The organism is Leptolyngbya iicbica LK, assembly GCF_004212215.1.
Classification (GTDB): Bacteria; Cyanobacteriota; Cyanobacteriia; order Phormidesmidales; family Phormidesmidaceae; genus Halomicronema; species Halomicronema iicbica.
In genome coordinates this window covers 1,371,164-1,385,189 of sequence record NZ_QVFV01000002.1, presented here as the reverse complement: position 1 = coordinate 1,385,189, position 14,026 = coordinate 1,371,164, and the positions used below count along the sequence as shown (strand labels likewise).

General features: G+C 53.0%; 14 protein-coding genes. 5 read left to right on the top strand and 9 right to left on the bottom strand.

Translation table 11 applies throughout. From position 1 onward, the window contains the following. Positions 1-92: 92 nt before the first annotated feature. Together rsfS and yqeK are read right to left on the bottom strand one after the other, a co-directional pair. On the bottom strand, positions 93-521 hold the full coding sequence (gene rsfS, locus DYY88_RS13125) for a ribosome silencing factor (RefSeq protein ID WP_039727475.1): 429 nt from the start codon (positions 519-521) through the stop codon (positions 93-95). 94 nt (positions 522-615) lie between these two features. Further along, on the bottom strand, positions 616-1,236 hold the full coding sequence (yqeK, locus tag DYY88_RS13120) for a bis(5'-nucleosyl)-tetraphosphatase (symmetrical) YqeK (RefSeq protein ID WP_207223319.1): 621 nt from the start codon (positions 1,234-1,236) through the stop codon (positions 616-618). A 374-nt stretch (positions 1,237-1,610) separates the two neighbouring features. On the opposite strand from yqeK, the gene DYY88_RS13115 reads away from it, so the two are divergent. Together DYY88_RS13115 and DYY88_RS13110 are read left to right on the top strand one after the other, a co-directional pair. After that, entirely contained in the window at positions 1,611-3,686 is a 2,076-nt protein-coding gene (locus DYY88_RS13115) for a hypothetical protein (RefSeq protein WP_039727476.1), read from the top strand. 183 nt (positions 3,687-3,869) lie between these two features. Further along, positions 3,870-4,289: a peptidylprolyl isomerase gene (locus tag DYY88_RS13110; protein ID WP_039727477.1), complete on the top strand. Its 420-nt coding sequence runs from the start codon at positions 3,870-3,872 to the stop codon at positions 4,287-4,289. A gap of 265 nt (positions 4,290-4,554) precedes the next feature. On the opposite strand, the gene DYY88_RS13105 is transcribed toward DYY88_RS13110, so the two are convergent. The 3 genes from DYY88_RS13105 to ntcA form a co-directional block, all read right to left on the bottom strand. Continuing rightward, the gene (locus DYY88_RS13105) at positions 4,555-4,941 is read right to left on the bottom strand and encodes a PadR family transcriptional regulator (RefSeq protein WP_039727478.1); all 387 of its coding nucleotides are present in this window, start codon (positions 4,939-4,941) and stop codon (positions 4,555-4,557) included. A 397-nt stretch (positions 4,942-5,338) separates the two neighbouring features. Next, positions 5,339-6,751 carry a DUF3084 family protein gene (locus DYY88_RS13100; protein WP_039727479.1) on the bottom strand — a complete coding sequence of 471 codons (1,413 nt, stop codon included), beginning with the start codon at positions 6,749-6,751 and terminating at the stop codon, positions 5,339-5,341. A 48-nt stretch (positions 6,752-6,799) separates the two neighbouring features. Then, entirely contained in the window at positions 6,800-7,471 is a 672-nt protein-coding gene (ntcA, locus tag DYY88_RS13095; RefSeq protein WP_039727480.1) for a global nitrogen regulator NtcA, read from the bottom strand. Positions 7,472-7,979: 508 nt separating this feature from the next. Between ntcA and thrC the strand changes: the two genes are divergently transcribed. The 3 genes from thrC to DYY88_RS13080 all read left to right on the top strand — a co-directional run bounded on the left by thrC (position 7,980) and on the right by DYY88_RS13080 (position 10,528). Then, a complete protein-coding gene (thrC, locus tag DYY88_RS13090; RefSeq protein WP_039727481.1) occupies positions 7,980-9,302 on the top strand; it encodes a threonine synthase in 1,323 nt (440 codons plus the stop codon). A 167-nt stretch (positions 9,303-9,469) separates the two neighbouring features. Next, positions 9,470-9,745 (top strand): MoaD/ThiS family protein, encoded by a 276-nt coding sequence (locus DYY88_RS13085; RefSeq protein ID WP_039727482.1) that lies wholly within the window; start codon positions 9,470-9,472, stop codon positions 9,743-9,745. 177 nt (positions 9,746-9,922) lie between these two features. Further along, a complete protein-coding gene (locus tag DYY88_RS13080) occupies positions 9,923-10,528 on the top strand; it encodes a flavodoxin family protein (protein WP_039727483.1) in 606 nt (201 codons plus the stop codon). Positions 10,529-10,564: 36 nt separating this feature from the next. Here DYY88_RS13080 and DYY88_RS13075 read toward each other — a convergent pair whose 3' ends face one another. The 4 genes from DYY88_RS13075 to DYY88_RS13060 all read right to left on the bottom strand — a co-directional run bounded on the left by DYY88_RS13075 (position 10,565) and on the right by DYY88_RS13060 (position 13,985). Then, complete coding sequence (locus DYY88_RS13075) at positions 10,565-11,164, bottom strand: Maf family protein (RefSeq protein ID WP_039727484.1); 600 nt, start codon at positions 11,162-11,164, stop codon at positions 10,565-10,567. 39 nt (positions 11,165-11,203) lie between these two features. Further along, on the bottom strand, positions 11,204-11,743 hold the full coding sequence (gene psbP, locus DYY88_RS13070) for a photosystem II reaction center PsbP (protein WP_039727485.1): 540 nt from the start codon (positions 11,741-11,743) through the stop codon (positions 11,204-11,206). Between the two features lie 166 nt (positions 11,744-11,909). Beyond that, positions 11,910-12,683 (bottom strand): class I SAM-dependent methyltransferase, encoded by a 774-nt coding sequence (locus DYY88_RS13065; protein ID WP_052288471.1) that lies wholly within the window; start codon positions 12,681-12,683, stop codon positions 11,910-11,912. A gap of 108 nt (positions 12,684-12,791) precedes the next feature. Next, complete coding sequence (locus DYY88_RS13060; protein ID WP_044151268.1) at positions 12,792-13,985, bottom strand: response regulator; 1,194 nt, start codon at positions 13,983-13,985, stop codon at positions 12,792-12,794. Positions 13,986-14,026: the final 41 nt, after the last annotated feature.

Sequence of the window (14,026 nt, the reverse complement as noted above, 5' to 3'; positions counted from 1 at the left end):
GAAGATGTCGTTCCTCTTTGATGGCTGGCTCAATTAACCATTACATCCTCAACCTTGCTTGCGAGCAATAGCGGCTCCCAGTGGTGGATCTACTATGACTCTGCCGCAAAGGGGATTTCTTCTGCATGGCCCCAAAACGCTTCTAAATCGTAATAGTCGCGCTCATCAGGCATGAAAATATGGACGATGACTTCGCCGTAGTCTTGCAAGACCCAGCTGCTGTCGCCTTGTCCTTCGGTACGTAGAGGTTGACGCTCAAAATCAGCGGCAGCAGTGTCATTGATGCTGCGGGCGATCGCTCTGACCTGAGCCGAGGAAAAGCCCGTGACCACAACAAAATAGTCGGCGATAAACGACACCCCATCGACCTTCAAAATCCGAATGTCTGCCCCTTTGCGTTCGTCAGCGGCAGCGGCTAAGGCCAAGGCAAAGTTCCGCGTTGCCGCATCGGTAACTGGGATCGCAGCATCTGAGGAGGCCGATTTTTGAAAGGGAGTAACCGTATTTTTGACATCTGACATTTGAAGGTGAAAGTCCTCAATTCAACAGCTTGATGGCCTACTTTAAGGCCAGACGTAGGAAAACTTGTAAACAATGCACACTGACTTGGGCGACTTAGGCGGTAACTGATTGAGTAGATTGACGACAGATCGTTAACAACCCGTTATGGGTCAGGATAGTGCGTGGATGAACTGGTCGCCTGCGTTCCAACAAATGTTGTAAGGAAAAAACACAGGTTTCATAAGTCGCTTTCCATAAATCACCATAACTTAGCTGTCGAAGATGATGTAGCTGAGGGGTGTCGCCCCGTCCCGGCTCTAGTGCATCGGCCAGATACACCACTGCGCCGATCGCGTCCATATCGGGACTGCCTAGGGTGTGTGCAGCGATCGCTCGCAGTACCGTTTCATCAGTGATGCCAAACTGCTCGCGGGCCACCACTGCTCCCACGGGCGCGTGTAGCAAATGGGGCACTTGTTGCTCAGCGGGGTCAAGTTCCCATTCTTCGGCAGCCGCGACGGCTAATAATTTTTCAGGGGCAAAACACTTGGCCAAATCGTGCATCAACGCTGCCTGTTGGGCCTGCACCACCGATAGCTGATGGGCCTCAGCTAGGGCGATCGCCATTTGCTCGACCCGCAAAATATGCTGTAGCCGCACCTCTGGCACTGCTGTGTGCAACCAATTCAACACTTCCTGGCGCAGAGTCGACGACATCAAAGCACTTTTCATCATGGTGAACGTTAATCACAGTCACTAAATGCAGTCAGCAAGCAAATTGCTCCTGATTTCACTATTCTATCGGTGACGCTCCCGGCCCTCAGCACCACATCTATATCGCAATCGCAATCGCAAAGCGGGGGCGAATACTTAACGCACCCAGTGCAAGGGGGAGGCCAGTTGACCAGGCGATCGCGCCTTGCGCCAAGATCCACCTATCCTCGCGGCACAGCCTGGGGTGATTTTCATGTAAAAACAATTCACTTCATCGAATTTATGAATGCAGTTGAGCATTGCTCGCTAACATGTGGGGCAAAACTGCGTGTGTCATTGCTGACGTGTCAGGGCAATGACCCTAATAGTCGCTCAGCCAAAACGAGGGAATCCTTATGAATTCATTTACCCCTGGCATCATCATTGCGTTTTTGATCGTCCTGCTCGTGGGCATTTTAATTGGCTATTCCCTCGTGCAAAAACGATTTCGCCAACAGGCCGAAGCTCTCAAAGTGAGTCAGCGACGGCTGACCGAAATCGAACAATCCCACGAATTACGGTTAAGAGAAGCGACTGACCAACTCCGCCACGACTATGAAACGCAGCTGGCAAACACTATCGAGCACTACCAAGATCAGCTATCGCAAAAAACGGTTGAAATGGAGCAGACCTACGAAACCCGGTTTCGGGTCATGCAGCAAGGGCGAGCTGCGGCCACACAGCCCCCGGCCAGCAACCACCGCGGGATGGCCGTAACGGCCACACCAGGAGAGGCTACCGAAGCAGCAAATGGCGACAGTACCGCCAAAGCGTCACCCCGCGAGGTCATGCACCTCAAACGGCAGTATGAACTCCGGCTCAACGAAGCGGCTCAAAAGCTGCAAAAGTCTTACGAAAAGCAACTCGCTGAGCATGTCGGCATCGCTAGAGACGAGATGCAGGCTGAGTTTGATCAAAAAATGGCGGCAAAGCATCAAGAATTTGAGCAAGAGTTTGCCGATCGCGAGGCTGAGTTACAAGCGCAATTAGCCGCGCTACGAGTCGAGGCTGAAGCCTCTGCTGCTTCGACTCTGGCTAGTGAGATCGTGCCTCCAACCCCGAGTGAAATTATGGGTACTGGCGATGAAACGACGGTGGCGTTAGCGTCTCCGGGATCAGCTGCGGAAATGTCTGATGTCGCAGAGATGCGATATACCCAACGGGAACTCGACCAACAGGTCGCGGCTGCGACGCAGCAAGCACAGGTCGACTTTGAGCAACGTCTGGCTGAGCAGTTGGCGGCCCAACAGGTGCAGTTAGACCGTCGTTTAGAAGAATTAGAAGCCGACTATGCCCAACGGCTATCGGCCCTACAGCAAACCACCCAATCAGAGGTGACGGATCCGATGGATGCGTTTCTCAATGACGATGGGTATGAAGATTTAGTCTCTGACCTGGGAACCGATGATGCCTCAGAGGCTGACGCCACTGAAGTCAGCGAGGAAGTAGACGAGGAAGTTTCCGCGAATTTTGCTGACGATGCTCTGGCAAATGCAGTTGAACCTTCAGCGACAGTTGGAGCCGATATTTTTCTCTCAGACGCGACGTCGGCTGATGATGACTTATTTGACGAGGATGACTCGCTGCTTGGTGATGCTGAGGCCTTTGCAGACACCTTGTCAGAGTCTGGCGCAGCCGCTGCCTCACCAGCCCTGTCGCCGGAATCAGAGGCGGATTTGTTTGGTGAGTCGGATGAGCTGACCGACGATCAGGAGATGGGTGCGGATAGCGAGTCGGTCATTCCTGATGCAGCGTTAGACGACGATTTGTTTGGCGAAGCAGATGATTTGACCAAAGACTTGGAAACTGTTGCGGGAGAACCATCTAGCACTGATTCAGAGGCAGCACTAGATGATGATTTGTTTGATGAAGCGGATGATTTGACCGCTGATCTCGAAACTCCGGCAGATGAGAATATTGACATTGAGGCCGATTCGCCCGAACTAACGGATGATTTGTTCGGCGAAGCAGACGATTTGACTGCTGATTTAGAACCTTCAGCAGAGGGAGGAACCGATACTAACGCCGCCTCTTCAGAACTAGAAAATGATTTGTTCGGCGAAGCAGATGATTTAACTGTTGACTGGGAAGCCGTAGCGGATGAGAGCAGTACTGATGAAACCACATCTCTAGACCTAGATGAGGCTTTGTTTGGTGAAACGGACAATTTAACCGCTGACTTGGAAGTCTCTGAAGATGAGGGCGGCACTGCCGAAGGCGCCTCTGCTGAATTGGAAGATGATTTGTTCGGAGAGGATGACCTTTTTGGTGATACTCCGTCAGATCAAGACAATATGGCTGAAGACGTCAATGCCCTCTTTGGTGATGACGACTTTTTAGGAGAGTCAGCGGCAGAAGATTCGGATGACTCGGATGACGACGATGATGATTTTGGCCCACTCGATCTGAGTGATATCAGCCAGTTGACTTAAATCGACTCTGGGATCATCGCGGCAGCTTTATTATCAGTGCGCCTAGCCATGATGGGTGATGATAAAAGCGATCGCCAAAACGTATAGAGTGAACCATAGACCTTCTCAGTTAGCAGTGCGATCGCAGATTTAAAGCAAATGCCTGCCTAGCTTGTTGACTCACAATACTCACTAGGAGACTGGATGACTCGCGCAATTATGGAAACGGATAAGGGCACGATTACGCTAGAAATGTTTGATGCTGACGCGCCTGGCACCGTTCAGAACTTTGTCGATCTGGCGAATAATGGCTTTTATGACGGCCTCAACTTTCATCGGGTGATTCCTAACTTTATGATTCAAGGCGGCTGCCCCAAAGGCAATGGCACGGGCGGCCCTGGCTACACCATCAAGTGTGAAATCAATCAAAATAAGCATGAGGCCGGCAGCCTATCGATGGCACACCGTGGCCCTGATACGGGTGGCAGTCAGTTTTTCATTTGCCACGCTCCACAGCCCCACCTAGATGGCGTACACACCGTATTTGGCAAAACTGAGGATATGGATGTGGTGAATGCGATTCGCCAGGGCGACAAGATTATCTCGGTCAAAATCGAAGCTTGAATAGCCTAAATGCGCTCTGCTTTTGAAGGCAGGTGTCGGTTGTTCATGCGGGGCTGACAACGCGCGAAGGTACGCGTTGCGTTGAGGTCGTCTAGCTAAATACCGGGGCTGATAGTGAACAGTCGAGATCCAGGTCTGACAGATCAAATGCCCCTTCCTGAGACCTTTGGCCCTCACGATATTGCGGCGCTACAGGTCCATACCATAATCCCCATGCTGAGGTTTATCAGCATGGGGATTATGGTTTCAAACTCGGGGGTAGCCCTTAACGACCGGAATAGGCTGGCTCTGGCATAACCTTGGTTTGGGAAACGCGATCGCGCATGTAGTTAATCCACAAATCCGCGAGTTCTTCGGCTTGCATCCGCCAATCCGGATTCAGCCGATACATCCGCCGGGGACGGCCCCGGCCCTCAACTTTTTTCCAGTAACCGTCAATGGCGGACTGATCTTCGAGGAATTTTAAGGCACTGTAGAGAACGGTATCGGATAGTCGATAGTCAGAATAATCCTTGGCGAGTTTCTGAATCAGTTCCGTCCCGTAGGAATCTTGCTGCAAGAGCACTGCCAAGACATAGCAAACAGCCAGTTCCTTGTTAAGGTATATCGGTGGTGGATCCTCAAAAAACTGATAAATATCTTCAAATTTCATCGGATTTCTCCTTACGCTTGTGAACTGGCCTTATGGGTTGATCAGTTAGGGTTTGCAGTAACCTCATCAGCAAAAATCATGGTCGCTTTGCCGAGAATAAGTCGTTGCCAACATCTCGGCCATCATCAAACTGCTTATATCGCTCAAGCTAAATGGCGGGCTGGAGATAGTGAATCCCAATGTTGACTACCGTGATCCCGCTAACGCTGATATGGCGATCCCAAGCTTGGTCTTAAGACGCTTTTGATGTCGTAGACCAATTTTAAGCACTGAATAATATAGAAAGCTAAATCAGGGCGCAGATAGTTACTATCCGCAAATCTTGTAGACATTCTTAAATTTCCTTGATGGAAAAATAATCTTGTCAGCTGCTTGAAATGGCTTGATTGAGGAGCTGCTAACGGCGGCGGGGATCGCTGGAACTGGTCTCTGAAGGGGCTTCACGGGGTAAGTCATCGGTGCGTAGCAGCACCTGGCCATTGCGAACGGCAAATAATTCGACTTGTAACGGGCCGACTGTTGGAATCGGGGCTGACGCGATCGCTTGAATGTCGATCGGCGTATCCAGATTCCGCATTTCTTGCAAAAAGGCGATCAAGGCATCTGTCCGTCCGTCGGCGACCTGCAAGGTATCGCCCACAATGCCGTCTTGACGGGCACGAAATTGGAGTGACGCAATTAGTAGGTTTAGCTTTTCGACTAACTCTTGATTGGTCAAATTCCGGGGATCAACACTGACCATCGCGAGGCGCTGTCCCGGTTCGTAGATGAGTTCATTCACTGCGGCGTCGATAAAGACCTGGACGCAAGGGCCACCATCAGCAACGACGCAAGGCTCGCCAATAATATAGTTAGCCGACGAAAGCACCCGCACCACATAAGACTGGCCATCGCTGATGCGCTGCACAAGGCGATCAACGTCTTGGGTGGGAATCAGCAAGACCGGATCATCGCGATCGATGCCTGGGGCAATTTCTTCGATGGCGGAGCGGTTGGCCTGCCGCAACAGTTGATCAACGGCGCGGCGAGCTTCTACTTCGTCGTTGACTCTTAACAGCACTGAGACGAGAGGTTCGTTGCGACCGACGGCGACGCTGCCCCGAAAAAGGCCCTGATATTGTTGTTCCAACAATGCAACATTTTCTTGTAGTTCGGCCTGTTGACTTTGCAGTTCTCGAAGGCGGGCTTCGCGCTGGGCAATGTCTTGGTCACGTTCGGCAATGAGGCGATCGCGCTCGGCAATGCGCTCTTGGACTGTGGCCTGCTGCTGCAATAGGTCGGCCCGCTCGGTCTGTAACCGCTGAATTTCATTTTGGAGTTGAGCCGATTGCTGGGAAACCTCTCCCAGTTCCGATTGGAGCGATGATAATCGCGATCGCGACTGCTGGAGTTCGCTCTGGGTTGTTTGTTGCTGCTCGACCGCCTGTTGCAAGGACCGATTAATTTTGGCGAGTTCCTGCTGGGCCGCTGTTTGTTCGGCGCGGGCATCGGTGAGAGCAGACTCAATGTCGGCCTTGGCGGTTTCTGCTTCGCCTAGTTCTGCCTCAGCCTGCAAGAGGTCCTCTTGAATGCGCTCTAGCTCAAAGACCCCGGTGCGGAGTTGCTGACTCACACCAAAGAGCAAAGCCAAGGTCGAGGCGGAAATGACGCCGCCCGTCAAAATACTGACCACAGTCGCCGTCTGGCGCGGGCGCAGGTTAAATAGGCTCAACCGCGCCTTGCCAACGCGCATGCCAATGCGATCGCCTAGCGTGGCAATTACGCCGCCTAGAATCAAGACTGCTAATACTAGAACGTAGCCTGTGGCCATGCGCCCGTTACCTGCGATTCATGACCACTCTACTGCAACGCTTTCCAATCAGGTGAACTGCTGACTGAGATTCACCGGGTCATGCACGGTAATCTTCTTTTTATGGATGGCAATCATGCCTTCTTGGCGGAGATCGCCTAGCAAGCGAGTGACGGTGACTCGGGTAGACCCGATCGCCTCAGCGATCGCCTGGTGCGATAATTTCAGGTCAATGGTGATGCCATCGGAACTAGGAATGCCAAAGTCGCGGCACAAAATCAGGAGAAAACTGACTAACCGAGAGCCCATATCGCGATGAGCTAAGGTTTCGATCATCATCTCGGTCTGCAAAATGCGCGATGACAACCCTTTCAGCATTACCATGGCGAGTTCCGGATTTTCGGCGAGCGCGGGCTGCACTTGATCAATCGGTAAAGACAACAACTCGACTGGCGTGAACGCTACCGCATGGTAAAAGCGATCAGACCGCTCACCCGTAATCAGGGATAGCACCCCGAAGACGCTATTCTCTCGCAGCAAAGCGACCGTGATTTCTTCGCCGATTTCGTAAACTCGCGAGAGCTTCACCGCCCCTTTCATCAAAAAATAGACGCGCTCCGCGGGATCACCGGGAAAAAAGATTGTCTTGCCGCGCTCGTAGGTTTCCACGACTGGCGGAAACGCGCCGCCTGCGAGTTGGCGAAACGCATTGGCTAAGGGCTTGTCCTGCGCTGCTATCATCTTGAGTCCACTTTTGTCTGCTGGAACCAAACATCACGATAGCCACATCTTACTGAAATCCACGAAAACGCCTATCAATTGAGACATCATTGCGTGGTCTTTGGGCCTTTAAGAAATGCAAACCGCAATGCATTAACCGTCTATTAATGCGACTTATGAGAAGACCTTTTGTATCTAACGATACTTGGAGTCGACAAAACTGCCGAAAATCTTAGGAGTGGCAGGGCAAAGGGCGCGATCGCGGCTTTGAGCTCACTGGATTTTTTGTAGCAAAGGTGTCAATTTTTTCCTGAACATGGTTTTGGGCTCGGATGGCGATCGCTGCCGGACAAAGCCTTCAAAGTCTTCTCCAGCAATTGTTTCATTGATTCATTTCAAATCCCGACAAAAATGGTCGGGTATGTTTGACCCGTGTTTTTTAGCCGTGATACTATCCGCGAAGTTCAGTTGAAACAGTCCTGTTGCTGCAGCTGCTACCAATTCATTCCGCGAGAGAGCACAGAAAACGATGACCCAGGCCATTGAACAGCCCAAAACTTTATCGACCGGCGCTGCCTTAGGCGCAACTTTTTCGGCACTGCGCTGTCGAGAGTGTGGCGAAACCTATGAACTCGGTGCCAAGCACGTTTGCGAAGATGTTTGCTTTGGTCCCTTAGAGGTGGTTTACGACTACGACCTGATTCGTCAGCGGGTGAGTCGCGCCAGTATTGAAGCGGGGCCGAAATCAATTTGGCGCTACAAAGATTTTTTGCCGGTGGCCTCCGACAATCCCATCGATGTCGGTACGGGGATGACTCCCCTACTCAAAGCCGATCGCCTCGCGCGGCGTTTAGGGTTGAGGTCTCTCTACATTAAAAACGACGCGGTCAACATGCCGACCTTGAGTTTTAAGGATCGGGTGGTGTCGATCGCCCTCAGCCGTGCCCGTGAACTGGGCTTCTCTACCGTCTCTTGTGCAAGCACGGGTAACCTGGCGAACTCCACAGCAGCGATCGCGGCCCATGCTGGACTCGACTGCTGCGTCTTCATCCCCGCTGATTTGGAAGCCGGTAAAGTCCTCGGTACGTTGATTTACAACCCCACCGTGATGGCGGTGAAAGGCAACTACGACCAGGTCAACCGCCTCTGCTCTGAGGTCGCGAATACTCAGGGTTGGGGATTTGTGAACATTAACCTGCGTCCCTACTACTCCGAAGGGTCGAAAACCCTGGGCTATGAAGTTGTGGAGCAACTCGGCTGGCAACTGCCTGACCACATTGTTGCGCCGTTGGCCTCGGGTTCCCTGTTTACCAAGATCTACAAGGGCTTCCAAGAGTTTGTGAAAACGGGTCTGGTGGATGCCAAAGACGTGCGCTTTAGTGGGGCGCAGGCGGAAGGCTGCTCGCCCATTTCCCAAGCCTTCAAAGAGGGACGGGATTTTGTGACTCCGGTGAAGCCCAACACCATTGCCAAGTCGATTGCGATTGGCAACCCCGCTGACGGTATCTACGCCCTGGATATTGCCCGCAAGACCAACGGCAACATCGAAGATGTCACTGATGCTGAAATCATTGACGGCATTAAGCTCCTGGCGGAAACCGAAGGCATCTTTACCGAGACCGCGGGCGGCACCACGATCGCCGTGCTCAAGAAGCTGGTGGAAGCGGGCAAGATTGATCCCGACGAAACCACTGTGGCTTATATCACGGGCAACGGGCTGAAAACCCAGGAAGCCGTGCAGGGTTATATTGGTGAGCCGTTGACCATTGAGCCCAAGCTGGACAGCTTTGAGCGAGCACTGGAGCGGGCTCGCACCCTGGAGCGTTTGGACTGGCAACAAACCTCCGTCTAACAGCGTTTTCTTTGAGTTTTCTGGAATCTTTCCCGTGAAAACTCACTCTCGCGTAGTCGCAGCCTGCCTTTGTTGACACAAACAGGGGTAGGCTGTTTTATCGGACAACATTTAGGCGAGCGATCGCCTAACCCCTAAATTTTTGACCTTTTGATTTTCGAGTAGCTATGGCCATCAAAGTTCTGATTCCCACTCCCCTGCAAAAATTCACCAATAACGAAGCGACGGTCGAGTGTGACGCCGCCAATATCGCGTCCTTGATGGATACCCTGGATTCCCACTTTCCCGGGATCAAGGCCCGCCTCTGCGACGACCAGGGCGAACTGCGTCGCTTTGTGAATTTCTACGTCAACAGCGAAGATATCCGGTTCTTAGATGGCAAAGACACGGCCCTGAGTGATGGTGATGAGGTCAGCATTGTCCCCGCTGTCGCTGGGGGCTAGGCGCGTCGCTGTCCTGATGCCAGGGCTGATTGCTACGGTTTGTCTGCGGTTGCGATCGCGCTCTGGATCGCGACTCATAATGAAGGTGTAGAGATGTGAGCCTGAGTCTCTGCACCTTTTTGCGTTGTGGCAGCGATGCTTCTGCCCGGCTCCATTTCGATCAGGAGGACTCCCATCATGACGACAACCCCTCGCATCATCGGCATTGTCGGCAGTTACCGCAAACATGGCACCATCGACACCGCTGTGAGCGCAATTTTGGCCGCTGCTGAAGCGGCTGGCGCTGAAACCCATAAGATTTACCTGCAAGATCAGCACATCGAGTTTTGCACCAATTGCCGCGTCTGTTTGCAGCAACCGGGGCCACAACGGGGCACCTGTGTATTGGCTGATGACATGGCCACCATTTTGGATGAGTTGGAGACTGCTGATGCTTTCGTATTGGGAGCCCCAGTCAATTTTGGCGGCATTAACGCCCTGACCCAACGCTTTGTCGAACGCTGCGTCTGTTATGGCTATTGGCCTTGGGGCCAAAAAGCGCCCACGTTACGCCAGTCTCAGATGACGAAACAGGCAGTACTGGTGTCTTCGAGTGCGGCACCGGGTTGGTTGGCGCGGCGGCTCACCCATGTGACGAAGACGCTACGACAAGTCGCGCAACTGCTGGGCGCTAAGCCCATCGGTACCGTGTGGATTGGCATGATTGATCCCCAAAACGCGCAATTGTCGCCGCGCCTGCAACGACAAGCGCAAAAATTGGGTCAGCGCCTGGCCGCAGCATAAATCTGAGATTGAGGGTGAAGTTTAGCGGGCGATCGCTCAACTCGCTGACCAAAAATCCGTGATGTCGTAGCCCAGCTCGTGAATGAGTTCTCGTAATAGCGGCATACTCAGGCCAATGACGTTTGTGTGGCAGCCGTCGAGCTTTTCGATGAAACAGCTCCCCTTGCCGTCGATCGCAAAGGCTCCGGCACAACCCAGCGGTTCCCCAGTAGCGACATAATCGGCAATTTGACGATTGCTCACCACCGCGAAGTAAACCTGGGTCACCCGGCAGCGCACGATCGCTGTTTGCTGCACGGTATCGATCAGGGCGTGGCCAGTGTACAGTTCACCCACGTTGCCGCGCATGGCTTGCCAGCGAGCGATCGCGTCGGCAGGACTGTCCGGTTTGCCATAAATCTGGCCGTTAAACGCCAGCACCGAGTCACACCCCAACACCAGCGCCCGCTTGAACTGCGGTGCGACTAGCTGCGCCTTGCTCTGGGCCAGGGTGCAGACTAATTCCCCTGGCTCATTAATTTGGACCTGGTCTTCATCAAAGTTGCTGGGGCAGGTATAGACGGAAATGCCCGCATCGGTTAGCAACTTTCGGCGCGCCGGGGATGCCGAGGCCAGCACAAACTGCAAGTCTTCCATCAGTAAACTCGCTGCATAAATCGCCAGAACCGCCGTTAATTAATCCACCGAAAACGAAGCCACAGACTGCTTTAATAAGTCTGCCACCTTGTCCCAGCGGCCTTCGATAGTCGAGGCGTTGTAAGTAAAGAGCTTGCCCCGACGGACGACTACGCTGGCGAGGTTATGGCGAATCCCCGAAGGCAGATCGGCGATATATTCCAAGATGTAATAGGTGACGCCGTCGCGATCGAGTTCAATCGCGTTTGCCAGTTCTACTTCTCGCTCTTCGCCTGCCATGGCATTCAGGCTTTTGGAAAGCTTATAGCCGACTTCGGTCGGGGTGCCCAAATCTTGCAGGGTCTGGCCTTCGGGCACGTCGCTAATGACGACGCTGATGTTTTCGGTTTCATTCACAATGTCGTGGAAAACGACATCGGCGTTGCCGGAGACTTTGACTTCAGTCCAACCGGAGGGATAAAGAAACCGATACCCGTCATACGTGTCGGTGTAGGCTTGCAACCCCGCTCCAGCGCTGACACAGCCCTGTAGGACGAGGGCCGTCACTACCAACAGTAAAGCTGTGAGTCGTTTCAACATAGGTCTTACTCAATACGTGCGATCGCCAAACACTATCTTCTCACCTCATGGAAGGAATATTAAGGTGAAACTCGAATTGCTTGGCCTCAAATCCCCCCAGGGATGGCTCAAGCAATGGCGGCATTATCTGGTTAAGCTGACGGTGCCCTAGCCCTGAGAGCAAACATTATGTCGTTGGCGCTGGGGCAGTGGTGGATTCAGCAGCCATCGGTTTCGAAAAGAACAACAAGTGCTGTTGGGGCAGTGATTCTTCCGTCTTCAACCATTCAAATCCAATAGCGGTCAACTCGCGTTTTACCTGAGCTTCGCTCATTTTGTGCAAGCGTTTGATCATGACCAGTGGATTTTCGGCGCGATATTCGGCCAGTACGACTTGCCCACCGGGACGCAGTGCGGTCCACAGATGCTCCATCATTTCTCGGGGATACTCAAATTCGTGATAGGCATCAACCATCAACGCGAGGTCAATGCTGTTAGGTGGCAACTTGGGATCGGCGGTCGTGCCCAGCACCGGCTCGATAGCCGTGAGGTCTTCCTCGACAATGCGCTGATTGAGCAAGTCAATCATCTCGGGCTGCACATCGACCGCAAAGACTTTGCCATTGGGGACGGCTTGGGCGAGGCGTTGGGTCATGTAGCCGCTGCCTGCACCAATATCCGCCGCGATCGCATCCGGCTCTAGGTCTAACAAATCGACCACCAATTGCGGGTGCTCTTGCAGTTCCCGACTGGGTCGCTCTAACCAATAGGCTCCCTCATAGCCCATCACTTGGGCAATTTCACGTCCCATGTAGACTTTACCAATGCCGTCTTGGCTCGGTTGCTGATAGCGGTAAGACGTATCGTTTTGGTTGAAAGGACTGCCTTGACAAGCCCATAAGCTCAGGCAGCAACAGCACAGCACCACCCAGCGAAAACTCATTTGCAAACGGCAGTTCATGACAGTGGTTGGGCGCGGATGACGACTCCTTCAGCTTAGTGGTTAATTTGGCAGAAATCAGCAGGCGGCAGCAATGTCAGCAGTGGTCTAAGCACCTGGCAATTAACGCTAGGTGGGGGCTTGCTGGGTCGTGACGGAGGCAGCGCGATCGCGCTCACCACTCATCAAGGCATAGATGTTGAGCGATTGCGTTTTGCCCCGAGGGGTGACCAAATCGAGCCAGCGAAATTGAAAGTTATGGTCGGTGGGCAATTGTTCAATCACCGCCTCGCTGATGATCGTGGCGCATTGATAGGTTTTGGTGAGATGTTCGAGGCGCGAGGCTGTATTAACGACGTCGCCCACCACGGTCGTATCCATGCGTTGGTTTGCCCCGACGGTGCCAATGAGCCCCCGACCGGAGTGCAGGCCGATGCCAATGCGAATCGGCTCGGTCAGCCCAAATTGATGCCGATCGCCGTTAAACTTTTCCAGCGCTTGGCAAATTTGCGCGGTTGCCTGAACGGCGTCGCAGGCGTGATGCTGGTCGCGATCGAACACGGCCATCACCGCATCCCCCAGATATTTATCGACAAAGCCTTGATGCTGCATGACGGCCTGGTTAATGCTTTCAAAAAAGACATTGAGCCAGGCAAAGGTGGCGCGGGCAGTCTGAGTTTCGGCGATCGCGGTAAATTCGCGAATGTCGCAAAACAAGATCGTCATGTCGGACTCATTGGCATTGCCCACCTGCAGCGACTCTAAGCCGCGCGGTGCAACCCGCGTCAAAAATTGTTGGGGCACAAAGGAGTAAAACTTTTCGGCCAGGGCCTCACTAATTTTCCAGGCCGCCGTCATTTGCCGCTGGTGCTGCAGTTGAATCTGCACCATCTTTTCTGTTTGGGCCGACAATTGGGCCTGATAGGCTTCATCTCGCAATTGTTTGAGCCGCAGCGTGCGCTGAATTTTTTTCAGCACCAGATCGAGCTGAATGGGCTTGGTCAGATAGTCGTCGCCCATGACTTCCACACTCTTGAGGTAGGCATCATCATCACTGAGGGCGGTGAGAAAAATGATTGGCACCGTGGCAGTTTGGGGATTTTGGCGAATCTGCTCGCACACTTCAAACCCATCCATCTCAGGCATCATGATGTCGAGCAAGACCAAGTGGGGAGGTGTCGCAGCGATCGCCTCTAGTGCCGCAGTCCCTGAGGTCGCCTGTTGCACTTGGTAGCCTTCCGCCTCTAAAACTTCGGCCATGAGATAGAGATTCTGCGGGTCGTCATCCACCAACAAAATCGAAGTAGACGTTGTCACAGTCATGGGAACACACGGTTCAAGGGTTGTCGGTTTGGTAGATACAG

What these genes read in the sequence shown, in the direction of transcription:
- DYY88_RS13105 (WP_039727478.1), bottom strand. Translation starts at nt 4,941, where the DNA reads ATGAAATTTGAAGATATTTATCAGTTTTTTGAGGATCCACCACCGATA.
- ntcA (WP_039727480.1), bottom strand. Translation starts at nt 7,471, where the DNA reads ATGATAGCAGCGCAGGACAAGCCCTTAGCCAATGCGTTTCGCCAACTC.
- DYY88_RS13075 (WP_039727484.1), bottom strand. Translation starts at nt 11,164, where the DNA reads ATGGAAGACTTGCAGTTTGTGCTGGCCTCGGCATCCCCGGCGCGCCGA.
- DYY88_RS13060 (WP_044151268.1), bottom strand. Translation starts at nt 13,985, where the DNA reads ATGACTGTGACAACGTCTACTTCGATTTTGTTGGTGGATGACGACCCG.
- DYY88_RS13100 (WP_039727479.1), bottom strand. Translation starts at nt 6,751, where the DNA reads ATGGCCACAGGCTACGTTCTAGTATTAGCAGTCTTGATTCTAGGCGGC.
- rsfS (WP_039727475.1), bottom strand. Translation starts at nt 521, where the DNA reads ATGTCAGATGTCAAAAATACGGTTACTCCCTTTCAAAAATCGGCCTCC.
- thrC (WP_039727481.1), top strand. Translation starts at nt 7,980, where the DNA reads ATGACCCAGGCCATTGAACAGCCCAAAACTTTATCGACCGGCGCTGCC.
- DYY88_RS13115 (WP_039727476.1), top strand. Translation starts at nt 1,611, where the DNA reads ATGAATTCATTTACCCCTGGCATCATCATTGCGTTTTTGATCGTCCTG.
- DYY88_RS13085 (WP_039727482.1), top strand. Translation starts at nt 9,470, where the DNA reads ATGGCCATCAAAGTTCTGATTCCCACTCCCCTGCAAAAATTCACCAAT.
- psbP (WP_039727485.1), bottom strand. Translation starts at nt 11,743, where the DNA reads ATGTTGAAACGACTCACAGCTTTACTGTTGGTAGTGACGGCCCTCGTC.
- DYY88_RS13110 (WP_039727477.1), top strand. Translation starts at nt 3,870, where the DNA reads ATGACTCGCGCAATTATGGAAACGGATAAGGGCACGATTACGCTAGAA.
- DYY88_RS13080 (WP_039727483.1), top strand. Translation starts at nt 9,923, where the DNA reads ATGACGACAACCCCTCGCATCATCGGCATTGTCGGCAGTTACCGCAAA.
- DYY88_RS13065 (WP_052288471.1), bottom strand. Translation starts at nt 12,683, where the DNA reads ATGAACTGCCGTTTGCAAATGAGTTTTCGCTGGGTGGTGCTGTGCTGT.
- yqeK (WP_207223319.1), bottom strand. Translation starts at nt 1,236, where the DNA reads ATGATGAAAAGTGCTTTGATGTCGTCGACTCTGCGCCAGGAAGTGTTG.